The 23,801-nt window shown below is 61.8% G+C and carries 22 protein-coding genes; 10 read left to right on the forward strand and 12 right to left on the reverse strand.

The window, feature by feature from the left end; all coding sequences use genetic code 11:
- Positions 1–45 precede the first annotated feature (45 nt).
- From BMX61_RS03100 to BMX61_RS03115, 4 genes are all read left to right on the forward strand, one after another.
- Positions 46–630: a pyridoxamine 5'-phosphate oxidase family protein gene (locus tag BMX61_RS03100; RefSeq protein WP_075627632.1), complete on the forward strand. Its 585-nt coding sequence runs from the start codon at positions 46–48 to the stop codon at positions 628–630.
- Positions 631–802: 172 nt separating this feature from the next.
- Positions 803–2,176 carry an ISNCY family transposase gene (locus BMX61_RS03105; protein ID WP_075627631.1) on the forward strand — a complete coding sequence of 458 codons (1,374 nt, stop codon included), beginning with the start codon at positions 803–805 and terminating at the stop codon, positions 2,174–2,176.
- 399 nt (positions 2,177–2,575) lie between these two features.
- Complete coding sequence (locus BMX61_RS25365) at positions 2,576–3,817, forward strand: diguanylate cyclase domain-containing protein (protein WP_075627630.1); 1,242 nt, start codon at positions 2,576–2,578, stop codon at positions 3,815–3,817.
- Positions 3,818–3,974: 157 nt separating this feature from the next.
- Positions 3,975–5,093 (forward strand): metallophosphoesterase, encoded by a 1,119-nt coding sequence (locus BMX61_RS03115; protein ID WP_075627629.1) that lies wholly within the window; start codon positions 3,975–3,977, stop codon positions 5,091–5,093.
- Between the two features lie 52 nt (positions 5,094–5,145).
- Here the strand turns inward: BMX61_RS03115 and BMX61_RS03120 are convergent, their stop codons facing one another.
- Positions 5,146–5,964, reverse strand: a complete 819-nt coding sequence (locus tag BMX61_RS03120; protein WP_083639431.1) for an AraC family transcriptional regulator — start codon at positions 5,962–5,964, stop codon at positions 5,146–5,148.
- Positions 5,965–6,097: 133 nt separating this feature from the next.
- On the opposite strand from BMX61_RS03120, the gene BMX61_RS03125 reads away from it, so the two are divergent.
- Both BMX61_RS03125 and BMX61_RS03130 read left to right on the forward strand, forming a co-directional pair.
- Positions 6,098–7,303: an MFS transporter gene (locus BMX61_RS03125; protein ID WP_075627627.1), complete on the forward strand. Its 1,206-nt coding sequence runs from the start codon at positions 6,098–6,100 to the stop codon at positions 7,301–7,303.
- A 161-nt stretch (positions 7,304–7,464) separates the two neighbouring features.
- Positions 7,465–7,962 (forward strand): hypothetical protein, encoded by a 498-nt coding sequence (locus tag BMX61_RS03130; RefSeq protein WP_075627626.1) that lies wholly within the window; start codon positions 7,465–7,467, stop codon positions 7,960–7,962.
- Positions 7,963–7,982: 20 nt separating this feature from the next.
- Here the strand turns inward: BMX61_RS03130 and BMX61_RS03135 are convergent, their stop codons facing one another.
- The 4 genes from BMX61_RS03135 to BMX61_RS03150 form a co-directional block, all read right to left on the reverse strand.
- Positions 7,983–8,930, reverse strand: coding sequence for an ornithine cyclodeaminase (locus BMX61_RS03135; protein WP_075627625.1), 948 nt, complete (start codon positions 8,928–8,930; stop codon positions 7,983–7,985).
- Positions 8,931–8,971: 41 nt separating this feature from the next.
- Positions 8,972–9,748, reverse strand: a complete 777-nt coding sequence (locus BMX61_RS03140) for an amino acid ABC transporter ATP-binding protein (RefSeq protein WP_407703733.1) — start codon at positions 9,746–9,748, stop codon at positions 8,972–8,974.
- On the reverse strand, positions 9,745–10,695 hold the full coding sequence (locus BMX61_RS03145; protein ID WP_075627624.1) for an amino acid ABC transporter permease: 951 nt from the start codon (positions 10,693–10,695) through the stop codon (positions 9,745–9,747). Before BMX61_RS03145 ends, BMX61_RS03140 begins: the two co-directional genes overlap by 4 nt.
- Positions 10,696–10,761: 66 nt before the next feature.
- Positions 10,762–11,616 (reverse strand): ABC transporter substrate-binding protein, encoded by an 855-nt coding sequence (locus BMX61_RS03150; protein ID WP_075627623.1) that lies wholly within the window; start codon positions 11,614–11,616, stop codon positions 10,762–10,764.
- A 200-nt stretch (positions 11,617–11,816) separates the two neighbouring features.
- On the opposite strand from BMX61_RS03150, the gene BMX61_RS03155 reads away from it, so the two are divergent.
- Entirely contained in the window at positions 11,817–12,932 is a 1,116-nt protein-coding gene (locus tag BMX61_RS03155; protein WP_075627622.1) for a LacI family DNA-binding transcriptional regulator, read from the forward strand.
- Positions 12,933–12,997: 65 nt separating this feature from the next.
- On the opposite strand, the gene BMX61_RS03160 is transcribed toward BMX61_RS03155, so the two are convergent.
- Complete coding sequence (locus tag BMX61_RS03160; RefSeq protein ID WP_075627621.1) at positions 12,998–13,879, reverse strand: PfkB family carbohydrate kinase; 882 nt, start codon at positions 13,877–13,879, stop codon at positions 12,998–13,000.
- Between the two features lie 82 nt (positions 13,880–13,961).
- On the opposite strand from BMX61_RS03160, the gene BMX61_RS03165 reads away from it, so the two are divergent.
- Both BMX61_RS03165 and BMX61_RS03170 read left to right on the forward strand, forming a co-directional pair.
- Complete coding sequence (locus tag BMX61_RS03165) at positions 13,962–14,963, forward strand: SIS domain-containing protein (RefSeq protein WP_075627620.1); 1,002 nt, start codon at positions 13,962–13,964, stop codon at positions 14,961–14,963.
- A 143-nt stretch (positions 14,964–15,106) separates the two neighbouring features.
- A complete protein-coding gene (locus BMX61_RS03170; protein ID WP_075627619.1) occupies positions 15,107–15,715 on the forward strand; it encodes a GNAT family N-acetyltransferase in 609 nt (202 codons plus the stop codon).
- 31 nt (positions 15,716–15,746) lie between these two features.
- Here the strand turns inward: BMX61_RS03170 and tgt are convergent, their stop codons facing one another.
- The 5 genes from tgt to coaD form a co-directional block, all read right to left on the reverse strand.
- Positions 15,747–16,877 (reverse strand): tRNA guanosine(34) transglycosylase Tgt, encoded by a 1,131-nt coding sequence (gene tgt, locus BMX61_RS03175; RefSeq protein ID WP_075627618.1) that lies wholly within the window; start codon positions 16,875–16,877, stop codon positions 15,747–15,749.
- Entirely contained in the window at positions 16,874–17,941 is a 1,068-nt protein-coding gene (gene queA, locus BMX61_RS03180) for a tRNA preQ1(34) S-adenosylmethionine ribosyltransferase-isomerase QueA (protein WP_075627617.1), read from the reverse strand. Before queA ends, tgt begins: the two co-directional genes overlap by 4 nt.
- 217 nt (positions 17,942–18,158) lie before the next feature.
- Complete coding sequence (locus BMX61_RS03185) at positions 18,159–18,668, reverse strand: peptidylprolyl isomerase (protein ID WP_075627616.1); 510 nt, start codon at positions 18,666–18,668, stop codon at positions 18,159–18,161.
- A gap of 95 nt (positions 18,669–18,763) precedes the next feature.
- Positions 18,764–19,333, reverse strand: a complete 570-nt coding sequence (locus BMX61_RS03190) for a peptidylprolyl isomerase (protein ID WP_075627615.1) — start codon at positions 19,331–19,333, stop codon at positions 18,764–18,766.
- 61 nt (positions 19,334–19,394) lie between these two features.
- The gene (gene coaD / locus BMX61_RS03195) at positions 19,395–19,895 is read right to left on the reverse strand and encodes a pantetheine-phosphate adenylyltransferase (RefSeq protein WP_075627614.1); all 501 of its coding nucleotides are present in this window, start codon (positions 19,893–19,895) and stop codon (positions 19,395–19,397) included.
- A 337-nt stretch (positions 19,896–20,232) separates the two neighbouring features.
- Here coaD and BMX61_RS25295 point away from each other — a divergent pair, with 337 nt between their 5' ends.
- Positions 20,233–20,367: a hypothetical protein gene (locus tag BMX61_RS25295; protein ID WP_267890849.1), complete on the forward strand. Its 135-nt coding sequence runs from the start codon at positions 20,233–20,235 to the stop codon at positions 20,365–20,367.
- Positions 20,368–20,691: 324 nt separating this feature from the next.
- Here BMX61_RS25295 and gyrA read toward each other — a convergent pair whose 3' ends face one another.
- On the reverse strand, positions 20,692–23,463 hold the full coding sequence (gene gyrA / locus BMX61_RS03200; RefSeq protein ID WP_075627613.1) for a DNA gyrase subunit A: 2,772 nt from the start codon (positions 23,461–23,463) through the stop codon (positions 20,692–20,694).
- Positions 23,464–23,801: the final 338 nt, after the last annotated feature.

Genomic DNA, 23,801 nt, shown 5'->3' on the forward strand with positions numbered 1-23,801 from the left:
TAAGGACAGGCGGGCAGGGTGCCCAGCCTGCTGAAGGACATTCCCATGGCAAAGCAGTTTCAGAAGATCGAACCGCATCTGCATCGATTCATCGCCGCCCAGCGCATGTTCTTCACGGCTTCGGCCGCAGCCGAAGGCAGGGTCAATGTCTCTCCACGCGGCACCGACATGTTCCGCGTGCTCGACGACACCAGCGTGCTCTATCTCGACCGCACCGGCAGCAGCAACGAGACGGCCGCCCATCTCAAGGCGAATGGCCGGATGACCATCATGTTCTGCGCCGTGGACGGCCCGCCGCTGATCCTGAGGCTCTATGGGCGCGGCCGCGTGATCCACCGCGACAGCGCCGAATTTGCAGAACGGCTGGCAATTCTCTTCGACAACGAAGCGCCGCTCGGAAGCCGTCAGATGGTTCATCTCGATATCGATCTGGTCCAGAGCTCCTGCGGCTATGGCGTTCCGCTGTTCAGCTATGAAGGCGAGCGCACGCAGATGGACGCCTGGGCAAAGTCCAAAGGCTCTGATGGCATCGACGCCTATTGGCGGGAGAAGAACCAGACCAGCATGGATGGACTGCCGACCGGACTGTTCGAGGATGAAGATACCGAGACGATCACGGCTGCGAGCTAACTCGCCACGAAATTAAGCAGTGTTTTCTCAAACACATAGGCTCCGCCACCGGTATGTTCCATAATCCATGTTATGTGACTGAACTTTGTAGCCGCAAAGTTGGAATGTCCTGTTTCTGCAAAGTTGGAATGTCACACTCCCCCGGGTCTGAATGACGTCTGGGAGATTGCAGATGGGATTGATAGCGATGAGCGAGCGCGATCTGCAGCGCATTGAGGTATTGTCGAAGGTCGTTGCCGGACGGATGACGACGGTGTTGGCGGCGAGCGTGTTGGACCTGAGCGAACGCCAGGTGCGCCGGCTTTTGGAACGGATACGCACGGGTGGCGCAGCGTCGATCCGGCACAAGGCGATCGGGAGGCCGTCGAACAATCGGATCAGCGATGGCATCCGGGATTATGCGGTGACGCTGGTTCGCCAGCGCTATGCAAATTTCGGGCCGACGCTTGCAGCCGAGAAGCTTGCCGTGCGAGACGGATTGCATGTGTCACGCGAGACGTTGCGCGGCTGGATGGTTGATGATGGCCTCTGGCTATCGCGCAAGCAGCGTCGGACGTTTCACCAGCCGCGGCTGCGACGCGAAGCCTACGGTGAGCTGGTGCAGATCGACGGGTCGCAGCATCGCTGGTTTGAGGATCGCGGGCCTCCTTGCTCGTTGCTGGTGTTCGTCGATGACGCGACCGGCAAGCTCATGCAGCTGCGTTTTGTGCGCTCGGAAAGCGCCTTCACCTATTTTGAGGCGCTGGAACTCTATCTCAAGCATCACGGCGCACCGATCGCTTTCTATTCAGACAAGCATTCGGTGTTTCGGGTGGCGAAGAAGGACGCCACGGGCGGCCAGGGCATGACGCAGTTCGGGCGCGCGCTGTCAGAGCTCAACATTGAGATTCTCTGTGCAAATTCGAGCCAGGCCAAGGGGCGTGTGGAGCGGATGAACCGGACTTTGCAGGACCGCTTGATCAAGGAGCTGCGGCTTTCCGGCATCGACGGCATGGAAGCGGGTAATGCCTTTCTGCCCGGGTTTATGGAGAGCTATAATGCGCGGTTCTCGGTTGTCCCTGCCCGGTCAGACGATCTGCACCGGCCGCTGAACCTGGCGCCGGATCGGCTTGCCGAGATCCTGTGCAAGCGCGAGCAGCGTTATGTCGGCGCGCAGCTGACGTTTTCGTTCGAGCGCCAGCGGATCATGCTTGAGGAGAACGAGATCACGCGCGGGTTGGTGGGCCAATATGTGGAGACCTATGCCTATTCGGATGGCCGTCTGATGGTCCGCTGGAAAGGCCATTCCCTGCCCTACACCGTGTTCGACAAGGATCAGCGCGTGACACATGCCGCGATCACCGAGAACAAGCGGTTGGGTGATGTTCTGGCCTATATCATGGAACGGCAGGATGAGCAGGACAAGCCGGTTGTGAAGACCAACAGCGACAAAAAAGGCTATGTCAAACGGGCTCACGGACCGGGCCGGCGGAAGGATGTCATGCGTGATCCCGCAGTGATTGCCGCACGAGAAAAGGCCCTGTCGCGGCAGCAGGCTGCTGAGTGACGCCGAGCTTGGCAGTATAAAGCAAAAAGCCAACAAGGCGGCCGTCACATGCCCCGATCTGATCTCGCAATCGGATCAGCCGCTCAGATCGGGGCTGGCCGGCACATCATGCAGCGGCCTATCGGACATTTCTATTTTGCAGGCCGGCGGACATTTCAACATCGCTGCCACAAACTTTGTCGGCGGGTTTGTCCTATATCCAAGTGCGACCTGCATCCGCCTTCTCTCTCTCTCTCTGTTACGGCATTTTTCGGCAGAACTGTTTACCTTGCGCACAGGCAAAACCTTAAGCACGCGTGACGATGATTTTCTTCGCCGGATGCCGAAGCATTCGGCGTCAGTGGCTTGTTTACCCGCCGAGCTTTAGCATGCTTGCAGCCAAGCTATTGCGAGACATTCATGCCCGAAACTTCCGCCTATCCAGCCCCGCGAAATCGCGCCCTTCGTTGGCTGGCGGAGATCGGTGACAGTTTGCCGGACGAGATCCAGCGCCGGCTGCGCTCTGCCTTTTTCACCTCTAAGAGGCCGCTGATCCTTTCGGCGTTCAACTCCATTCTCGTGGCGCTGGTGGTCTATGGCTCCACGGGGCGGCCGATCTTCCTGTTTCTCGCCGCATGCGATCTGGCTCTCTTATGCGTACGCATCGGTCTTGTCCGGCGCATCATGGAGCCGTCGGGGCCGATATTCCTCACGGGCCTGCTCTGGGCCTTCATACAGTCTGCGACACTCTGTCTCGTCGTTCTCTCGGGAGATGTGGCGCTGTCGATCCTGGTGCTGGCCAGTGGCTTGGCCGTGATCGGCGGCATTGCCGGCCGGAACTTTGCCGCGCCGCGCTATGCCATCGCCCAGGTGACGGTCATCGACTTGAGCTTCAAGATCGCATTCTGCATCCGCTATCCGGAATTTCTGCCGTTGATCGCGGTTCAATCGGTGCTTTTCATGCTGGTCAATATCGGCATCGTTCGTCAGCACCGGAAAGTTGCCATCGATGCCATTCGGGGCGAAATCGATAGCCGCCAGAAAGCCTTTACGGATCCGTTGACCGGCCTTCCCAATCGGCGGGCGCTTGAGACGGCATTTCACGGCATGCCCTCGCCCTCCCCATCCCGCGCCTTGCTGTATCTCGATCTCGATGGCTTCAAGCAGGTCAATGACGGTTTAGGCCATGCCGCTGGCGACATGCTGTTGCAGCAGGTGGCCCATAGATTGACGAGCGTGGTCCGCACGGGCGCAACGGTTTGCCGGCTGGGTGGCGACGAGTTCCTGGTTCTGGTGCCGCGCATGTCGACCGAGGATGCGCGGCGTCTGGGGATCGAGATCATCGTTGCCGTTGCCGAACCGTTCGACTTTGGCGATCGGATCGTGGCGCGGGTCGGTGTCAGCGTCGGCGCCGCAGTGGATGAGGCTGGACGGGCAACGCTGCAGGAATTGATGCTGCAGGCCGATCAGGCGCTTTATGCTGCCAAGGCATCGGGCAAGGGAATCTACAGGCTTTACGATCAAAGCGTTCGCGACCGGCGCAGACCGGTCAGCAGCGATATGCCGCGTCTGGACGATGCGCCGGATCCCCAGACCGATCTGGACGTGCAACGACCTGGCAAGGCTGCACTGGCGCAGATGCCGAGCGCTGGCACATCGTGAGGGTAGGATTGCATCGCGGAGGGCCTGTTGTGACGTGGGTGCTGCGCCGTTTGCTTTGGCCGGAAAGTCGGATCGATCGCGCAGCACCGCTTGCCGAAAGGGAGAGGGATCGCCATGTGTTGAAGCCCGATCTGTTGTCGCAAAGCAGCCCTCCCCGATGTTCCATTTCGTTCTCGGCCTTCCCTGGCTTGTCGTCGTCTTTCGCTTTCTCCTGCCGCTTCCCTGGATCTTACCCGTCAAGATCGTTCTCGCGGGCCTGTTTCTGGTCGCCTCGCAGCATCTGCTGATCGCCCGTTTGACGTCCGGCTCTGTTTTCGCGCCGGAATATCCGCGACCTCTGATCATTCTCATGACCATGCTGTTTGGCAGCATGGTGCTGCTGGCGGTGTTTCAGCTGGCGCTGGACCTTCTGTCGCTTCTTGTGATGCTGGGAACCTGGCGTTTTCCGAGGGTTCCGCCCGAGGTGCGCTATGGTATCGGTGCGCTTGCGCTCGGCCTGACGGCCTATGGTGTCAGTCAGGCGATCCGCCTTCCACCGCTCAAGCAGATGGAGGTAGCGATCCCTGGCCTGGCGCCGGAATTTGATGGCTATCGTCTCCTGCAGCTGACGGATCTGCATCTCAGCCGGCTTTTTCCCCGCGCCTGGGCGCAGGAGGTGGTCGCGCGGGCCAATGCGCTTGATGTCGACCTCGTGGCGATCACCGGCGATTTCATCGACGGCAGCGTGGAGCACCGGCGGGACGACATCGCGCCTCTGGCGAACTTGAAAGCGCGAGACGGGATTTTCGGCATCCCCGGCAACCACGAATATTTCTTCAGCTATGATGATTGGATGGCGCATGATGCCGGACTGGGCATCACCATGCTGACGAACCGCCATGTCGTGATCGAGCGCGGCGCGTCGCGCCTGGTGCTGGCTGGCGTCACCGATCTTGCCGCCACTGGCAGTCCCTACCCGGCGCCGGACCTGAAAAAGGCGCTCGATGGCGCGCCGCAGGATGCGCCGATCATTCTGCTCGACCACCAGCCACGCATGGCGCCACGTGCTGCTGAAGCCGGCGTTGCGCTCCAGCTGTCCGGTCATACCCATGGTGGAATGGTGCGCGGCCTCGATCTCTTGGTGGCCCGCGCCAACAACGGCTTTGTCTCCGGCCTCTATCAGGTCGGCGGCATGCAGCTTTATGTCAACAACGGGACCGGGCTTTGGCCCGGCTTCGCCCTCCGCCTCGGCCGGCCGGCCGAGCTGACCGTCATCACGCTGCGGGCCAAGGTGTAGCAGTGTGGAGACAACCGCTCCGGGGCTCGCCGGTCAGATAGGCCGAGCGCCTTCAGGATGAGCCTGCCTTCAAATAGGTGCTTGGCGCGCGGCCGAGCATGCGGCGAAACATGGTCGAGAAAGCCGCGATGTTCTCATAGCCGGCGTCCAAGGCGACATTGGTCACCGGCTCGCCTTCCGCCAGGCGCGGCAGCGAGGCGAAGAGGCAGGCCTGCTGGCGCCAAGTGACGAAGCTGACACCCGTTTCGGCTCGAAAAAGCCGCGTAAACGTGCGCCGGCCGATGCGCATCTCGGCCGCCCACTCGTCGATGCTCGCCGTTGCCGAAGGCGATTTCAGGAAGCGGCGGCAGAGGCCGGCAAGGCGTGGATCGCCAGGAAAAGGCAGGCCCAGCGGGCGCTCCGGCAGAGCTGCGAATTCATCGAGCAGAAGATCGGTGATCAGCGACAGCCGGTGCTCGCTGGCCGGCTTGGTGTCCACCTGCACCAGCGCGTCGATCAGGTTCTGCGCAAGAGCCGTCACCTCGACAACGCGCGGCCGCGGCGCATGGCGCGGCACGACATCCACATAGATGGACTGCATCTCGACAAGGCTGATCATCTCGGCCGAATGCTGAGCGCCGGCGGGAATGACGAGCGCGTGGCCGGGCGGAATCATCCACCGCCCCTCCTCCGTCGTCACGAGCACGATACCGCGTTGGGCAAACCAAAGCTGCGTGCGCTTATGCGAATGCGTCTCGACTTTGAGACCGGCCGGATAGACTCGACCGAGGGCCAATACCGGTTCGTTCGCCTGATCGATCCACCTCAAGCTCCGGCGATGATGTTCCCAGCCTTCGGCGTGATCGAGCTTGGTCATGTCCAGAATGCGCATTTGGCCCACTCGCGAAAGAAATCGACCACAGCACAAAAGCGGGCCATCGGCAACCGCGCTATGAGCGATGCATATCGTTGCCGCATGGACATGAGCGGCTTCGTCAGGACCATAGGGATAGGGAATAAGAGGGATGGCCAGTATCGCCGCCGCCACGGGACGTCAGGTTGAGAGAACGGCGTTCTCGATCATTTTCGCCGCCAGCTTCTGCCATATGCTCAACGACATCATGCAATCGCTGCTGACCTCGCTCTATCCGCTGCTGAAGGAAAATTACGCGCTGGATTTCGTGCAGATCGGGCTTCTGACCTTCGCCTTCCAGTTCACCGCCTCGCTGCTGCAGCCGGCGGTCGGCATCGTCACGGATCGCTGGCCCATGCCTTTCTCGCTGCCGGTTGCCATGCTCTCGACCTGCGCAGGGTTGATCACGCTCGCCTTTGCCGCGCATTTTCCCATTCTAGTGCTGGGGGCCTGCCTGATCGGCATCGGTTCCGCGATCTTCCATCCCGAGGCCTCGCGCGTGGCGCGGCTGGCATCCGGCGGGCGGCATGGCCTGGCGCAGTCCTTCTTCCAAGTGGGCGGCAATACCGGTACGGCGATCGGCCCGTTGCTCGCCGCCTTTATCGTCATTCCCCGGGGTCAGGCGGTTCTCAGCTGGTTTTCGCTGATCGCGCTGCTCGGCTTCTGCGTGCTGTCGGGCGTCAGTGTCTGGTACATGCGCCATCGCCGCAGCGCGGCCGGACGCCCCTCGCCTAGCCGCACCCTGCCCTTGCCGGGCCGCCAGGTAGCCTGGACGCTGACCATCCTGATCGTGCTGACGGCCACCAAGAATGCCTACCTCGCCAGCCTGTCGAGCTACTTCACCTTCTACGCCATCCATAAGTTCGGTGTCGGCGTACAGGATGCGCAGCTCATGCTGTTCCTGTTCCTTGGCGCTTCAGCGGCGGGCGTGTTCTTCGGCGGCCCGATCGGCGATCGCTTCGGCTCGCGCAGTGTCATCTGGTTCTCGATCCTGGGAGTCATCCCTTTCGCGCTGATGCTGCCCTATGCGAACCTGTTCTGGACCTCGGTTCTGGTGGTGGTCATCGGCTTTATCTTCTCCTCCGCCTTCTCCGCCATCGTGGTCTTTGCCCAGGAGTTGGTACCGGGCCGCGTCGGCCTGATCGCCGGCCTGTTCTTCGGCTTCGCCTTCGGTTTCGGCGGCATCGCCGCTGCGGTGCTCGGCTTGTTTGCCGATCGCGAGGGCATCGAGTTCGTCTATCGCGTCTGCGCCTACATGCCGCTGCTGGGGCTGCTCACCATCCTGCTGCCCCGCCTGCCAAGCCATCGGCGCGCCTGAAGGTAAGGAGCTCCGTATCCAACCGTTGGAAAGGCCGGCCCTGTGCCGGCCTTTCCGCCGTTACGGCCTTTAACGGATAGCATTTTGCGCAATCGCGATTTCGATCGGCGCAATTTTGCTTTAAGAGCCGGGCTTTGCGGATCGAGACAGTGAGAGACCCGATGGCGATTGCATTTTATGGCGACTATGTTGCTGCCTTGCGCGATCTGGTCAGCGCGCTTGACCGGTCGCCCGAGGAATTCCAGACCTATGATCTCAGGCTGGAGCTCGCTGCCGCAGGCGCACTCGTCGTCTACGAGACGAAGCGCCGCAAGGGCCTGGTCGATAGCCTGTTTTACGGACGCCCGCTTGGGGCAGAGGCCAACCAGCGCATGTCACAGGCGGCCGCCTTTGCCGCGATCGACCGCTTCCTCGGCCTCGGCCAGTTTCTCGCCCTGACCGGCGACAATGCCGAGGCGATCGATGCAGGCTATCCGCATTGCGCCGTCAACATCTCCTACAGGAAGAAGGGCCAGCCAAAGGCGCAGTCGATGCTGATGGTGTTCATCGGTTTCAATGACGATCAGGACGCGCAGGCCTATGCGCAAAGCCATGCAGAGCGCACGACTTTGGTCGAGATCAGGCCCTTCCGAGGGAAGAAGGCCTATGAATGGCGCTAGCGCGTTAGGGTAGCCTGTCCTCAGGGCGAAGCCTGCTTCACCAGATGTCGCATCGTCATCATATCCAGGTGACCGCCGCCGACATTTTTGAAGACCGTAATCTGGTCGTTGCTATCACGTCCAAGGTGGCGGCCCTGGCAGAGATCGAAGAGGTCGGCCACGATGCCGTCCTCCTGCAGGATGCCGGCAGCCATCGGCCCGGCAACATCGCCCGACCCTTGCGCATTGTTGCGCGTATCGACGAAGAGCCGCCCTGCCCGCCTGATGACCTGGTCGTCGGCCTCGCGCATCTCAGGCAGATAGGCGCCGATCAAATCGACATGAGCGCCGGGCTTGAGAAGCCGGCCCTTGACCAAGGGCTCGGTTGCCATGGTGACGCAGGAGATGATGTCCGCTTCGGCAACGGCCTTATCGAGCGAGCCGGCGACGGAGACGTGCCGTCCCTCCGCTTGCAGCCGGGACGCGAGAGCCTCGGCTTTTGCGATATTCCGGTTCCAGATCAGCACGCGCCGGAGCGTGGGACGCACGGCGGTGTGTGCGGCAATCACATGTGGGGCCAGACCGCCCGCCCCGACGACGAGCAGAACCTCGGCATCCTCACGCGCAAGGCACTGCACGCCGAGCGCAGAATCCGCCGCCGTCTTGCGAAATGTCAGCGCAGCGCCGTCGCAGGTCGCAAGCGGCGCGCCGGTGCGCCCATCGAACAGGGTGACAAGACCCTGGACGGACGGCTGTGCCGGCGCGAGATCGACATTGCCGGGAAAGACGCCGACAAGCTTCACCGCGATCACATCGCCGGCCGCCCAGGAGAGCAGCGAGACGAACTTGTTGTCCGGCCGAACCGCATCGCTCAGCACCTTGACATCCATCTGCGGCATATCCCCATCGCGATGGGCGACGCGCAGGGCTTCGACAAGGCGCGGATAGTCGAGGAGCCGATGGACCTCGTCGGCGGCGTAATGCTGCATGGTCAAACCTCAAGGCAGGGCGACAAAACGATGAAACGGGCCTATTGAACGCGCGCCAGGAAGGCGCGCGTGCGGGCATGCTGCGGATTGCCCAGCACCGTGCGCGGCGGCCCGGCCTCGACGATGACGCCGCCATCCATGAACACCAAGTGGTCTGCCACGTCGCGGGCAAAGGCCATCTCGTGGGTGACCACGACCATGGTCATGCCCTCTTCCGCGAGCTGGCGCATGACGGCCAGCACTTCGCCCACCAGTTCTGGATCAAGCGCGGAGGTCGGCTCGTCGAACAGCATCAGTGCCGGCTGCATCGCCAGAGACCGGGCAATCGCCACGCGCTGCTGCTGGCCACCGGATAGCTGCGCTGGATAATAATGCGCGCGTTCGCTTAAGCCCACCTTGTCGAGAAGCCGCATGGCCTCCTCGATCGCCTGCGCCTTAGGCACGCCTTTGACAACGACGGGCGCCTCGATGACGTTTTCCAGTGCGGTCTTGTGCGGAAAGAGATGGAAGCCCTGAAACACCATGCCCATCCGCTGGCGCTGCATGGACAGTTCGTTGAACGACATGCGATAGAGCTTTTCGCCCTTCCAGCGCAGGCCCACGGGCTCGCCCTCCAGGAAGACGGCGCCGGAACTTGGCACTTCCAGATAGTTGAGACAGCGCAAAAGCGTGCTCTTGCCGGATCCGGAGGGGCCAACGATACAGGTGACGTCGCCGGCGGCGACCGTCATGTCGATGGATTTGAGCACCTGATGCGCGCCGAAGCTTTTCGACAGGCGCTCGACAGTGAGAAGCGGCATGGAGGTCGTGGCCATCATGACAGCGCCTCCCCGCGCCGAACGCCCCAGAAACGGCTTTTGAACAGCGAGCGGGCGATGGTCTGCCAGTCCAGCGATGCGCCGCCCTTCAGCCGCTGCTCGATATGGTGTTCGATGACGGTCAGGATGGTCGACAGGACGAGGTACCAGATCGTCGCCACGATCAGCAGCGGAATGGTTTGATAGGTGCGCGAATAGATCATCTGCGCCGAATAGAGCAGGTCCGGCAGGGCGAGCACGCTGACGAGCGAGGTGAATTTGAGCATGGAGATGGTGTCGTTGCCGATCGGCGGAATGATGATGCGCAGCGCCTGAGGCAGGATGATGCGACGCAAGGTCTGCGCCTGCGTCATGCCCAAGGTTGCGGCCGCCTCTGTCTGTCCGGCGCTGACGGCCTGGATGCCGGCGCGGATCATTTCGGCTGCATAGGCGCTTTCCGTGAAGGCGAGACCCAGAAGCGCGGCGCTGAGCGGCGTGATCAGCTGGTTGGTGGAGGCCGACCACAAAGTCGGGCCGAAGGGAATGCCGATCGACACCTCCGGAATGAGAAGACCCAGGTTATACCAGAAAACCAGCTGCACCAGCGGCGGCACGCCGCGGAAAAACCAAATCCAGACCCAGCTGACGGAGCGGAACACGGGATTGCGTGACAGCCGCATGACCGCGACGGCCGTGCCGATGATCATGCCGAAGATCATTGCCAGGAAGGTGAGCATCAGCGTCCGGCCGAGCCCGGCCAGAATTTCCGGGCTGAAGAGGTATTGCCAGACGATCGACCATTGCAGGTTTTCGTTGGTGATGAGCAGCCGGATGAACAGGATGGCGAAGCCGACGAGGACGGCGCCGCCGATCCACCAGGACGGGTGAAACACGTCGACAGGCTTCACAGTGTGAATGTCGGGATGGCGGTGGAGCGGACCCGCCGCTCTTTCTGGCGATTCTGCCATTGATCAGGTCTTTCTGTGGGAGCGCGCCGGGGCATGTCCTGCCCCGGCTTTCAGCCCGTCAGGCACTTAGGGGTTCGGGTTGTCCTTGGTGATCAGCACGGCCTTGTCGAGCATGCCGGCCCCATCCACACCCCATTTCGCCATGATCGCCTTATAGCTGCCGTCATCGATCATCGCCTGAAGCGCGCCTTTCAAGGCCGGGCCAAGTGCGTCGCCCTTGCGCACACCGATACCGTTGAAGACAGCATTGCTGATGAAGCCGGCCATCTCGAATTTACCGGTCTGCTTGGCGAGATAGGCAAGCTTGGCAGAGCCGGCAGCGACGATTTCCACTCGGCCCGAGGAAACAGCCAGCTCAGCGGCGTTCTGGGTGGTGAACTGTTGCAGGTCGATTGGCTTGTCGGCGCAGAGTTCGGCGCTGACCTTGGTCAGATATTGCAGGTCCCATGCGCCGGTCAGAAGCGCGACGCTGTGGCCGCAGAGGTCCTTTTCCTCTTTTAGCGTCAGCGGCTTGCCCTTGAGGAACGCATAACCCGTCCCCTCCTTGCGCTGGGGAACGAAATCCAGCACCTCCAGCCGCTCCGGCGTGACGCCGAAGGAGGAGAAGCCGGCGTCATAGCGCTTGGACGCAAGGCCGGGAATGATGACGTCGAAGCTGGTTGCTTCGAAGGAGAAGGGAACGCCGAGCCGCTCGGACATCGCCTTGGCCATGTCGATGCTCCAACCCTTCAGCTCGCCGTTCTCGACGAATTCATCCGGCGGCCAATCGTTGAAGGCGGCCACGGCCACGCCCTTCGATTGATAGTTTGCCGGCAGCGCGTCATGCAACGCCTTGTCGACATTCGCGGCCTGTGCAGCCGTGGCGAGTGCAACGAGCAGGCCCGCAGCGCACGCAAGCGTCTTTCCCAGTGTACCGATCATGGTGATCACCCTTCTCCCCTTTGTTGTTGGAACCCGTGGCCCACGCATCCGATCCCGCTTGCGAGATGAAAATCAGTGTGCGAACGTTCTCACATTATAGGCATTGCTTTTTTTTGTTCGTCAAGTGAGAAATTCGGCCGCTGCGGCGACCGGTGCGAACACGCACCAAGGCAGGCCGGGAAGCTGGGGATAAGACAGCCATGAGCGACAGACAGCGCGACAAGATCACGATCGCGGAAGTGGCGAAGCGCGCCGGGGTCAGCACGGCAACGGCGGGCCGGGTGCTCGGCGATTACGGCTACTCGCGTCAGGAGATCAAGGACAAGGTCCGCAAGGCTGCCGAAGAGCTCGGCTACCGCCCGAACCTCCTCGCCCGCAGCCTGATCACCGGCAAGACCAAGACCATCGGCGTCGTCGCCGGGGACATCCAATCGCCCTTTTACGCCAGTGTGATGCGCGGCGTCTCCGACGTGACCCGCGCGGCCGGTTTCGGCATTCTGCTCACCAACAGTGACGAGCGCCTGGACCGTGAACTGGAGGCGGTGCAACTTTTGCGGGAAAAGCAGGTGGATGGATTGATCATCGCGCCGTCAGACCTGACCGGATCCGCCCATCTGCACGCCACCGTCCGCGACGGCTGCCCCGTGGTATTGATCGATCGTCTGGTGCGCGATCTTGCCGTCGATGGGGTGTGCGTCGACAATCATGCCGCCTCGCGCGACTGTATCGCCCGCCTGGTCGCAGCAGGTCACCGGCGCATCGGTCTTGTGGCCGAGCTCGAAGGCTGGGAGGGCGGCGATGTCGAGGACTTTCTGAGAGCCGTGGAAACAGGCAGCCTTGATTCGGCGACGCTTTTCCCCAGCTGGCAACGCCTCTACGGTTATGTCGAAGCGCTGAAGGAAGCCAGGCTGCCTGTCGATCCCGCGCTAATCGGCCGGGTCGGCACCTATTCCGCGGAGGCGGCCGGCAAGGAAACGCGGCGTCTTCTGCATATGGCCGACCGCCCGACCGCGTTGTTTCCAGCCGATGGCCTGATGGCCGCCGCGGCGATGGAGGCGATTACCGCCCTTCATCTTCAGATCCCCGAGGATCTCTCGTTGATCTGCTTTGACGATCTCGACTGGATGAGCTTCATCCGCCCCGGCATCGCCGCGGTCGTTCAGCCGCTGACCGACATGGGCGAGGCTGCGGCACGGCTGATGCTTGCCCGCATTGCCGGCGAGGATGGGCCACCGCAACGTCTGGCGCTCAAGCCAAAATTTGCCGAACGCGGCTCGATCGCCCGGCCGCGCGCCGTTGAGATCCCGCCGTCGTAAGGCGAACGCAAAGACAGGATCGAGCACTGCCCGATCCCTCAAGACCGCACTTCGGAACGCGGCCGCTACGCTCGCGCGGCCGCAGGCGTCGATGAATTTAAGAGATCGGGATAGGCGACACGCAGGGCCTGGAGATCCATCGGGATATCGATCGGTCGGCCATGGCCAACGGCTCCGTAATAGCTGCAGGTGCGTGCGGCTTCTGCCGCTGCCGCCTTGAGGAGCGCCTCCGGTGCTTCGCCCTGAACCAGGCCGAAAAGCGTGCGGGCGATGAAGGTATCCCCTGCCCCAAGCGTATCGACCAGTTCGGCTTTGGCCGCTGGCACTTCAAACAACTCTTCGCCGTGGCCGAGCATCGCGCCCTCGCCTCCACGCGTCACCAGCGCCCATGTTGCCCCGGCGTCGAGAAGCTGCCGCAGCAGCGCCAAAGCCTCCTCGTAGGGCCTGTCACCTGCCGATGCCGAGGCCAGGAAGCAGAGCGGCGCGCGCAGGGCGATCTTCTCCTGCGTGTATTTGTTGGAGAAATCATAGGAAAGCGGACGAAGCGCAGCGATCTCGGCGAGATAGTCATCGAGGCCGCTCGACTGGCCGATCTGCACGGCGTCAAAGCCGGACAAAAACGCCAGATCGGCTTCAGACGGCGTGAACATCGACACACCCAAATCGAAGGTGACGAAGATTCGATCGGCATCCCGATGGCCGATTACGCAATAGGCTGTCGGCCCATCGAGCTGACGCAGACGAGTGATATCGACGCCCTCTGCCTGCAAGGCTTCAACAATCGCCCGGCCTGCCCCATCCCGCCCGACAGCGCCCACATAAGCGGACTCACCGCCAAATTGACGAATAAATACAGCTACATTGAGACAGTTCCCGCCAGGGAACATGCTGTCCTGTGCGAGGTAGCAATCGACGACATTATCGCCCATCGCAACAATCTTGACCATTGGGAAGCTTTCTGATTGAGTAGATGTGAGAACGTTCGCATATCACTTTCACACTGTCAACGCCGACCCGAAACGAGAGATTATGAAGACCGAAATCAACCAGGACATTCACGCCGCGCTGGCCGCCATCAAGGACCGGAAGATCACCCATGTCTTCCTCGTCGCCTGTGGCGGTTCGCTGTCGATCATGCATCCGGGCAAGTATTTCCTGGACCGCCATTCCAGCGCACTCACCTCCGATGTCTATAATGGCGACGAATTCGTTACACGCGATCCGCGCAAGCTCGGGCCCTCGTCGCTGGTCGTTCTCTGCTCGCAGACCGGCACGACGAAGGAGACGGCGCGTGCCGCTGCCCACGCTCGCGCCAAGGGTGCCTTTACCATCGCCATGACGCTCGATCCCGCCTCGCCGCTCGGCACGGCGGCCGAGCGCGTGGTTGCCTACCAAGCCTCCTATACGACGGGCGTTCCCATCGACGCGGCCGATAGCAATTACGGCGTGCTCTACATGATCCTTGCCGGCCTCATCAGGCAGGTCGAGGGCGTCGATGTCGTCGACAGCCTGCTCAAGAGCCTGAGCGCGCTGCAGCCGGCCATCGACAAGGCGCATCTCGTCTATGCCGACCGCTTCGATGCCTTCGCCGCGCAATTCAGCCAGGCACCTGTGATCTACACGCTGGCGAGCGGCGCCAATTATGGTGCGGCTTATTCCTTTGCCATCTGCGTGTTCATGGAAATGCTGTGGATCAACTCGCAGGCAATTCATGCCGATGAGTTCTTCCATGGGCCGTTCGAGGTGGTCGACAAGGATGCGAAATTCGTCTGCATGATCGGATTGGACGAGACCCGCCGGCTTGAAGAACGCGCCCGCGACTTCCTCTACCGCTTCGGCTCCAAGGAGAACGTGCTGGTGCTCGATGCCAGGGAATTGGATCTCGATGGCATCGATGAGGCTTTCCAGGGCTATCTCGTGCCGCTGATCTTCTTCGACACGCTCTGGAAGTTCGCCTACAAGCTCGCCGACCAGCGCGGCACGGTCATCCTGGAAGATCGGCGCTACATGAAGAAGATCTCGGACTATTGAGACAGGGCGAGTCGAGGCCCTGCCGGTCCTCGACTCACCTCTGGCCTGGGGTGAAGGCCAGCACAATGCGTGACAAGATGCGGATGGACCGGCAATTACGAAAAGGATATCTAAAATAATCCATTTCGCCTGGAGACTCCATCATGCCTTTAAGCCCGGTCGCCCTGTCGGGAAAGACGGTCACCCTCGTACCGCTCAGCCCCGACCATCATGATGGGCTTGTATCAGCGGTTCGGGATGGTGCGCTCTGGCGGCTCTGGTACACGGCAGTGCCGAAACCGGAGGATGTCGCGGCCCATATCGAGCGATGCCTGAAGCGTCAGACGGCCGGCACGATGCTGCCTTTCACGGTGATCGATCATATCAGCGGCGATGTGGTCGGCATGACGACCTACCTCAATATCGATCTTGACACGCCCCGCCTGGAGATCGGAGCGACCTGGTATGCAAAGCGGGTTCAGCGCACGGCATTGAACACGGAAGCGAAGCTGCTTCTTCTGAGCCACGCTTTCGATCAGCTCGGCTGCCTCGCCGTGGAGCTGCGAACGCATGTCATGAACCACCAGAGCAGACGCGCCATCGAGCGGCTGGGCGCCAGGCTCGATGGCATCTTGCGGCAGCACATGCGCATGGCGGACGGGACGCTGCGCGATACCTGCGTCTACAGCATCCTCGATCGAGAATGGCCGACTGTGCGCACGCATCTTGCCCACAAGCTGCAGCAGCACGACGAAGCGGCCCTGCCCGCATGAACCGCATGCGAGCGTAAACGCCGAACACGCCTTATCTCGGAGCGATATCGCCGCGCGCCCAGGTCTCCTGCGTCTCCTCCATGAAGGACTGGAAGCGGCCTTCCTCGATCGCCGCGCGAATGCCGGCCATCAGATCCTGATAATAGGACAGGTTGTTCCAGGTCAAAAGCATGCCGCCCAAGGCCTCGTTGCTGCGCACGAGATGGTGCAGATAAGCACGCGAATAGTCGCGCGCGGCCGGGCAGGACGAGGCTTCGTCGAGCGGCCGCGGGTCCTCGGCATGACGGGCATTGCGGATGTTGATACGGCCATGGCGGGTGAAGGCCAAACCATGGCGGCCGGAGCGCGTCGGCATCACGCAATCGAACATGTCGATGCCGCGTGCCACCGATTTCAGGATGTCGTCCGGTGTGCCGACACCCATGAGATAGCGCGGCTTGTCGGCGGGCAGCGCCGGGCAGGTGGTGTCGAGCATGTCGAGCATGACAGCCTGTGGCTCACCCACGGCGAGCCCACCGACGGCATACCCCTTCAGGTCGAGCCCGGCCAGCGCTTCGGCGGAGCGCACCCGGAGTTCGGGAATATCGCCGCCTTGGACGATGCCGAACATGGCTTTTCCCGGCTGATCGCCGAATGCCACCTTGCAGCGCTCTGCCCAGCGCAGAGACAGCTCCATCGCCCGCTCGATTTCGTTGCGCTCAGCCGGCAGCGCCAGGCACTCGTCCAGCTGCATCTGGATGTCGCTGTCGAGCAGGCCCTGGATCTCGATCGAACGTTCCGGCGACATGTGATGCAACGCGCCATCGACATGGCTCTTGAAGGTCACGCCCTTCTCGTCGAGCTTGCGCAGGCCGGAAAGCGACATGACCTGAAAGCCGCCGGAATCGGTCAGGATCGGCTCCGGCCAGCGGATCAGCTCGTGCAGGCCGCCAAGGCGGGCAACGCGTTCCGCACCGGGGCGCAGCATCAGATGATAGGTGTTGCCGAGAATGATGTCAGCGCCGAGCTCACGCACCTGCGTCAAATACATGGCCTTGACCGTGCCGACCGTGCCCACGGGCATGAAGGCCGGCGTGCGCACGACGCCGCGCGGCATGGAGATCTGTCCGCGCCGGGCCTTGCCGTCAGTGGCAAGCAGGGAAAATTGGAAGCGGTCTGTCATGAGGTTTTCCGGAAAAGCAGGCTTGTGTCGCCGTAGGAGTAGAAGCGATAGCCGGTCTGAATAGCGTGAGCATAAGCCCGGTGCATGGTCTCCAGGCCGCAAAAGGCCGAGACCAGCATGAACAGCGTCGAACGCGGCAGGTGAAAATTGGTCATCAGCAGATCCACCGCGCGGAAGCGATAGCCAGGCGTGATAAAGATGCCCGTGGCGCCGGACCAGGGCTTGAGCGTGCCATCGTCATTCGCCGCGCTCTCGATCAGCCTGAGCGAGGTGGTGCCGACGCAGACGATCCGCCCGCCCCGTGCCTTCACGGCATTGAGCGCCGCAGCCGTCTCGGTGCTGACATAGCCGATTTCCTGATGCATGAGATGGGCATCGGTGTCCTCGACCTTGACGGGGAGAAAGGTGCCGGCGCCGACATGCAGTGTCACGAAATGCCGCTCGATGCCGCGCGCTTCCAGCGCCGCAAACAGTCGCTCGGTGAAGTGCAGCCCGGCTGTTGGAGCGGCTACGGCGCCTTCTTCACGCGCGTAGATCGTCTGGTAGTCGGCCCGGTCCTTTTCATCCTCGGGCCGTTTGGCGGCGATATAGGGCGGCAGCGGAATATGGCCGACCGTCATGATCACCTGGTCGAGTGCGGGACCAGACCGGTCGAACGCCAAAGTCACCTCGCCGGCTTCGCCCTTCTCGGTGATTTCGGCCGTAAGATCAGGCCCAAACGTCACCTGATCGCCCGGTTTCAGCCGCTTGGCAGGGCGGGCGAAGGCCTTCCAGCTGCCAGCGCCGATACGCATATGCAGCGTAAAATCCACCTCGGTCGCCACATCCGGCCCGCGTCGGCGGATGCCCTGGAGCTGGGCGGGGATCACTTTTGTGTCGTTGAAGACAAGCGCGTCGCCGGGCTCAAGGAAATCCGGCAGATCGAGCACGCCGTGATCGGCAAGAACCTCGTCAGCGGTTGCATCCGGCCGCACGACGAGCAGGCGCGCGGCATCGCGCGGCTGGGCCGGGCGCAGCGCAATCGCAGCGTCAGGCAGATCGAAGTCGAAGAGATCGACGCGCATGTCTGGCTCTTAAGGGTCGGGGGCGATGGGACGAGGCCCGGGATCGCGGATGGGAACCGGCGACGGCGTGGCAGATGCGGCCGCATCGCCGGCTGCGCAGTTTTGCGCGACATGCTTTAGAGCGCGCCGCGACCTTTTCGCTCGCAACGCGCTCCATAGGCAAGGTTCTATCGCATGAGGTATTTGCAAGGCCGCAACTTGGCCCTGCACGACAGCCTCAGGCCGCAGACGCCAACTTGATCGAGACGATCGAGTCCGGATCCTTGACCGGCTCGCCCTTCTTGATCTTGTCGACATTGTCCATGCCTTCGATCACCTTGCCCCAGACCGTGTACTGGCGATTGAGCCAGGGTGCGTCGGTGAAGCAGATGAAAAACTGCGAGTTGGCCGAATTCGGGCTCTGTGAACGAGCCATGGAGCATGTGCCGCGCACATGCGACTCCTGCGAAAACTCGGCCTTCAAGTCCGGCTTCTGCGAGCCGCCCATGCCGGCGCGGGACGGATTGAAGCTTTCGCCGCCCTTCTTGCCATATTGCACATCGCCCGTCTGGGCCATGAAATCGGCGATCACGCGATGGAAGACGACGCCGTCATAGGCGCCCTCGCTGACTAGTTCCTTGATCCGCGCGACGTGGCCGGGCGCGAGGTCCGGGCGCAGCTCGATAACGACGCGGCCCTGCGTGGTTTCCATGATGAGGGTGTTTTCCGGATCCTTGATCTCGGCCATGCTGTCTCTCCTTTATATGTCTTGTTCGGGCGGATGGTTTGCCCGCAGTCTTGTCCGGAGGCCGCCGCGCATTTCGGCGGCCCTGCCCCGGACTGTTAGCGGCCGACCTTGACGCTGATCATGCGGTCGGGATCGCTGACGGAGCCGTTATTGGCTTCGCTGCCCTTCTTGATCTTGTCGACGTTCTCCATGCCCTTCACCACCTGGCCGACGACCGTGTACTGGCCGTTGAGGAAGGAGCCGGGGGCGAACATGATGAAGAACTGCGAATTGGCGGAGTTCGGGCTTTGCGAACGGGCCATGCCGACCGTGCCGCGCTCGAACGGCACCTTGGAGAATTCCGCCTTCAGGTCCGGCTTGTCGGAGCCGCCCATGCCGGCCTGATCCGGCTGGAAGTTCTTCTCCATATTACCGAACTTGACGTCGCCGGTTTGCGCCATGAAGCCGGGGATCACCCGGTGGAATGCGACGTTGTCATAGGCGCCTTCGGCCGCCAGTTCCTTCAGTCGCGCGACGTGCTTGGGCGCAATGTCCGGGCGAAGCTCGACGACCACAGGGCCGTCCTTCAGCTGGATCGTCAGATACTCCTTTGCCTGTGCGAAGGCCTGGGAAGCGACGGCAGACAGCAGAAGTGCGCCGGCAAATGCGAAATGGCGAATTTTCATCCATGAGCTCCAAAGGGTCGTCTTGAATTGAACGGGGAACGGCGTCAGGGCGCGGCGGTCATCAGGCCGGTCGGCCGTGAAGGTCCCGCAGCGCCTTGAGGACCGGCGCGGGCACGAAGGGCGTGATATCACCACCCATGGCAGCGATTTGGCGAACCAATGTGGCGGTTATGGGCCTGAGCGCGGCGGCAGCCGGAAGGAACACCGTCTGGATCTCCGGCGCCATCTGCCGGTTCATGCCCGCCATCTGCATCTCGTAATCCAGATCCGTTCCATCGCGCAGTCCGCGCATCAGCAGCGTCGCGCCATGCGCACGCGCCGCCTCGATTGCCAGCCCGTCGAAGAAAACGACAGAAACATCCGCAGCCCGGTCAGCGATAGCTTCGCCCACCACGTGCTCTATCAGCGTCGCGCGCTGCTGCGCGCTCAGCAGCGGCGCCTTTCCCGGATGCACACCGATACCGACGACCACCGCGCGCGCCACGGACAGGCTCTGGCGCAAAATGTCGAGATGGCCGTTGGTCATCGGATCGAAGGATCCTGGAAAGAAGGCTTTGGTCATCGTCACCTGTGTCCGTTCGTGGCGGCCTTTTGTCATGGCCAGTTCCCCGCCGCAAGAGCGACCCGCCGGGCTGGTCCTGTTCCCGAGGATACAGCTGTTGAAGAATAGAAGGGCTAGACATTCTTCATCGGTAGCAACCAGACGGGAACCTTTTGTTCGAAAGGGTCGTTAATGGGTTGAAAGGATGACGACGATGGCTCTCTTGCTTCTCTCAATCACGATGTTCTTCGCGATGCTTTTTGCTACCCTGCATGCCATGCGGGAAGAGGCACAAAGGGGCAGAAGCGCCCAGCGCTCCAGACTTAACTAAAACAGTTCTATGCTTAAGGATACCGCCATGGCCATTACGATGACGCTCATGTCGGCCGTTATTTGTTTTGTGTTTCTGGTCGATTTCGCCAAGACAATCAATGATCTCCAAAAGGATAGGCTCGCACTGAAGGAAGCACGCGCAAAAGGCTTCAGTGTATAAGGCGACGAGTCTTTGGCGTATACACCGTCTTTCCAGTGATCGCCCGAAACGGCAAATTCCACTGTCCCCCGGCTTACAAAGTACAACAGGCGTTCGCATTGCTTGATTGGCAGGCAAGCCACGATGTCGACATAATGCGGCGGTGATATCCGTCAAGTCAGTTTCAACGTCGGATGACCTCCAGCATCCTGACGAACAAAAGCCGGACGGTTCCCTCCCGTCCGGCTTTTCTTTTTGCCGCATCTGAGACGAAAAAGGGCGAGCGCCGAGCGCCCGCCCCGTTTTACATTCTGCCGTGTCCGTTAACGGAAGACCACGGAGTGCTCAATCAGCAGCCGGTGGCGCCCCTTCAGGAACGATCTCGGTAACGATCTCCGCCCCGTCTTCTGTTTCCTCAGGCTCGCTGATACGTTCGACGGAAACGACCTTCTCATCCTTGGCAGTGGAGAAGATGGTCACGCCCTTCGTTGCGCGGCTTGCCAGACGGATGCCGTTGACCGGAACCCGGATCAACTGTCCGCCATCCGAAACCAGCATGATCTGATCTCCTTCCTCGACCGGGAAGGCGGCAATCAGCGCGCCGATCTCGGAGATTTTCGAGGGGTCGGTGGCGCGGATGCCCTTGCCGCCTCGGCCTGACGTGCGGAAATCATAGGTCGACGAGCGCTTGCCGAAGCCCTTTTCAGACACGGTGAGAACGAACTGCTCACGTGCCTTCAGCTCCTCATAGCGCGTGTCGGGAAGCTGACCTTCCTCGGTGACCTCTTCGCCAACAAGGGCGATCTCCTCGTCCTCGCCGGTCGTCTGGCGCCGTTCGGCAGCAGCGCGCTTGAGATAGGCGGCGCGTTCCCAGGGCTCGGCATCGACATGGCCGACGATGGTCATGGAGATGATCCGATCGCCCTCGCCCAGCGAAATGCCGCGCACGCCAATCGAATTGCGGCCGGCAAAGACGCGCACATCATCAACGGGGAAACGGATGCACTGGCCAAGTGCCGTCGTCAGCAGCACATCGTCATGCTCGGTGCAGGTCTCGACCGAGAGGATTTCGTCGCCCTCTTCATCGAGTTTCATGGCGATCTTGCCATTACGGTTGACCTGCACGAAGTCCGACAGCTTGTTGCGGCGAACCGTGCCGCGCGTTGTGGAGAACATGACGTCGAGGTTTTCCCAGGACGCTTCGTCTTCCGGCAGCGGCATGATCGTGGTGATGCGCTCGCCGGGTTCCAGCGGCAGCATGTTGATCAGCGCTTTGCCCTTGGACTGCGGCGTGCCGATCGGCAGGCGCCAGACCTTTTCCTTGTAGACGATGCCGCGCGAGGAGAAGAACAGAACCGGTGTGTGCGTATTGGCGACGAACAGGCGGTTGACGAAATCCTCGTCGCGCGTGGCCATGCCGGAGCGGCCCTTGCCGCCGCGCCGCTGGGCGCGATAGGTCGTCAGCGGCACGCGCTTGATATAGCCGAGATGCGAGACGGTCACGACCATGTCCTCGCGCGCGATCAGATCCTCGTCGTCCATGTCCGGACCGCCTTCGACGATCTCGGTACGGCGCGGCGTGCCGAACTCCTCGCGTACGGCGGTCAGCTCGTCCTTGACGATCTGCATGATGCGCAGGCGCGAACCCAGGATTTCCAGATAGTCACGGATCTCCGCGCCGATCGTGTTGAGCTCGTCACCGATCTCATCGCGGCCAAGCGCCGTCAGGCGGGCGAGGCGCAATTCGAGGATCGCGCGCGCCTGCTCTTCCGACAGATTATAGGTTCCATCGTCGTTGATGCGGTGGCGCGGATCGTCGATCAGGCGGATCAGCGATTCGACGTCGGCCGCCGGCCAGCGGCGGGTCATCATCTGCTCGCGCGCGGTCGCCGGATCCGGCGCCTCGCGGATCAGCTTGATCACCTCATCGATATTGGCGACTGCGATGGCAAGACCGACCAAAACATGAGCCCGCTCGCGCGCCTTGCGCAGGAGGAACTTGGTGCGGCGAGAAACAACGTCCTCACGGAAGGCGACGAAGGCGCGCAGCATGTCGAGCAGCGTCATCTGCTCCGGCTTGCCGCCGTTCAGCGCCACCATGTTACAGCCGAAGGAGGTCTGCAGCGGCGTGTAGCGATAGAGCTGGTTGAGAATGACCTCGGCATTGGCGTCGCGCTTCAGCTCGATCACGACCCGGTAGCCCTGGCGGTCGGACTCGTCGCGAATGTCGGAGATGCCTTCAATGCGCTTGTCGCGCACCAGCTCGGCCATCTTCTCGATCATCGTCGCCTTGTTCACCTGATAGGGAACCTCGGTGATGATGATCTGCTCGCGGTCGCCACGCATCGGCTCGACGGTCGCACGCCCACGCATGATCACCGAGCCGCGTCCGGTCTCATAGGCCGAGCGGATGCCCGAGCGGCCCAGAATGAAGGCGGCGGTCGGGAAATCCGGGCCGGGAATGATTTCCATCAGCTGGTGCAGTTCGAGCGCCGGATCGTCGATCAGCGCGATGCAGCCATTAATGACCTCGCCCAGATTGTGCGGCGGGATATTGGTGGCCATGCCGACCGCGATGCCGCCGGCACCGTTGACCAAGAGGTTCGGGAACTTAGCCGGCACGACGACAGGCTCGGAGAGCGTGCCGTCGTAATTGTCGCGAAAATCGACGGTCTCCTTGTCAAGATCGTCGAGCAGCGCGTGGGCGGCCTTTTCCAGGCGGCATTCGGTATAGCGTTCGGCTGCCGGCGGATCGCCGTCGATCGAGCCGAAATTGCCCTGACCGTCGATCAGCGGCAGGCGCAACGACCACGGCTGTGCCATGCGGGCCAGCGCGTCATAGATCGCGAGATTGCCGTGCGGATGGTACTTACCCATCACGTCGCCGGTCACGCGGGCGCATTTGACGTATTTCTTGTTCCAGTCGATGCCGAGCTCGGACATGCCGTAGAGAATGCGGCGATGGACCGGCTTCAATCCATCCCGCACATCGGGCAGCGCGCGGCTGACGATGACGCTCATTGCATAGTCGAGATAGGAGCGCTGCATCTCGTCCATGATGGAGATGGGCTCGATGCCTGGCGTATCCTTGCCGCCGGGTGTGCTTTGGTCAGTCACTATCGATCACGATCTTCGTTTTGAGAATCATGGGCCGAGTTATAGCCCATGGGGTCGGCGGGCGCCAATTTGACCCGCCGGTTATAAACAGCAAAGGCCGTATTTACGGCAGTTTTACAGTGTTTTGCGGCCATAAAGGCCAAAATCGAGCGCTCGCTGGGGGCAAAGAGACATAGGCTCGGAAAATGGGCCGGTGTTCAGGTGTCTCGCCTCAAATAAGCGCTTGCCAATCCGATCGCAAGGCCTGCGACACAGCGGTCATCGAGCCTCAAACCGGCCGAAACACGCGAGCGTTCTCGATTTTTCCCTGCGTCGTCCTGCAATCCACGTCATAGTCT

The sequence above is a fragment of the Xaviernesmea oryzae genome (assembly GCF_900109605.1).
GTDB lineage: Bacteria > Pseudomonadota > Alphaproteobacteria > Rhizobiales > Rhizobiaceae > Xaviernesmea > Xaviernesmea oryzae.

Excerpts from the sequence above, each read along its gene's own strand:
- BMX61_RS03100 (WP_075627632.1), top strand. The coding sequence starts at position 46 with ATGGCAAAGCAGTTTCAGAAGATCGAACCGCATCTGCATCGATTCATC.
- BMX61_RS03105 (WP_075627631.1), top strand. The coding sequence starts at position 803 with ATGGGATTGATAGCGATGAGCGAGCGCGATCTGCAGCGCATTGAGGTA.
- BMX61_RS25365 (WP_075627630.1), top strand. The coding sequence starts at position 2,576 with ATGCCCGAAACTTCCGCCTATCCAGCCCCGCGAAATCGCGCCCTTCGT.
- BMX61_RS03115 (WP_075627629.1), top strand. The coding sequence starts at position 3,975 with ATGTTCCATTTCGTTCTCGGCCTTCCCTGGCTTGTCGTCGTCTTTCGC.
- BMX61_RS03120 (WP_083639431.1), bottom strand. The coding sequence starts at position 5,964 with ATGCGCATTCTGGACATGACCAAGCTCGATCACGCCGAAGGCTGGGAA.
- BMX61_RS03125 (WP_075627627.1), top strand. The coding sequence starts at position 6,098 with ATGGCCAGTATCGCCGCCGCCACGGGACGTCAGGTTGAGAGAACGGCG.
- BMX61_RS03130 (WP_075627626.1), top strand. The coding sequence starts at position 7,465 with ATGGCGATTGCATTTTATGGCGACTATGTTGCTGCCTTGCGCGATCTG.
- BMX61_RS03135 (WP_075627625.1), bottom strand. The coding sequence starts at position 8,930 with ATGCAGCATTACGCCGCCGACGAGGTCCATCGGCTCCTCGACTATCCG.
- BMX61_RS03140 (WP_407703733.1), bottom strand. The coding sequence starts at position 9,748 with ATGATGGCCACGACCTCCATGCCGCTTCTCACTGTCGAGCGCCTGTCG.
- BMX61_RS03145 (WP_075627624.1), bottom strand. The coding sequence starts at position 10,695 with ATGGCAGAATCGCCAGAAAGAGCGGCGGGTCCGCTCCACCGCCATCCC.
- BMX61_RS03150 (WP_075627623.1), bottom strand. The coding sequence starts at position 11,616 with ATGATCGGTACACTGGGAAAGACGCTTGCGTGCGCTGCGGGCCTGCTC.
- BMX61_RS03155 (WP_075627622.1), top strand. The coding sequence starts at position 11,817 with ATGAGCGACAGACAGCGCGACAAGATCACGATCGCGGAAGTGGCGAAG.
- BMX61_RS03160 (WP_075627621.1), bottom strand. The coding sequence starts at position 13,879 with ATGGTCAAGATTGTTGCGATGGGCGATAATGTCGTCGATTGCTACCTC.
- BMX61_RS03165 (WP_075627620.1), top strand. The coding sequence starts at position 13,962 with ATGAAGACCGAAATCAACCAGGACATTCACGCCGCGCTGGCCGCCATC.
- BMX61_RS03170 (WP_075627619.1), top strand. The coding sequence starts at position 15,107 with ATGCCTTTAAGCCCGGTCGCCCTGTCGGGAAAGACGGTCACCCTCGTA.
- tgt (WP_075627618.1), bottom strand. The coding sequence starts at position 16,877 with ATGACAGACCGCTTCCAATTTTCCCTGCTTGCCACTGACGGCAAGGCC.
- queA (WP_075627617.1), bottom strand. The coding sequence starts at position 17,941 with ATGCGCGTCGATCTCTTCGACTTCGATCTGCCTGACGCTGCGATTGCG.
- BMX61_RS03185 (WP_075627616.1), bottom strand. The coding sequence starts at position 18,668 with ATGGCCGAGATCAAGGATCCGGAAAACACCCTCATCATGGAAACCACG.
- BMX61_RS03190 (WP_075627615.1), bottom strand. The coding sequence starts at position 19,333 with ATGAAAATTCGCCATTTCGCATTTGCCGGCGCACTTCTGCTGTCTGCC.
- coaD (WP_075627614.1), bottom strand. The coding sequence starts at position 19,895 with ATGACCAAAGCCTTCTTTCCAGGATCCTTCGATCCGATGACCAACGGC.
- BMX61_RS25295 (WP_267890849.1), top strand. The coding sequence starts at position 20,233 with ATGGCCATTACGATGACGCTCATGTCGGCCGTTATTTGTTTTGTGTTT.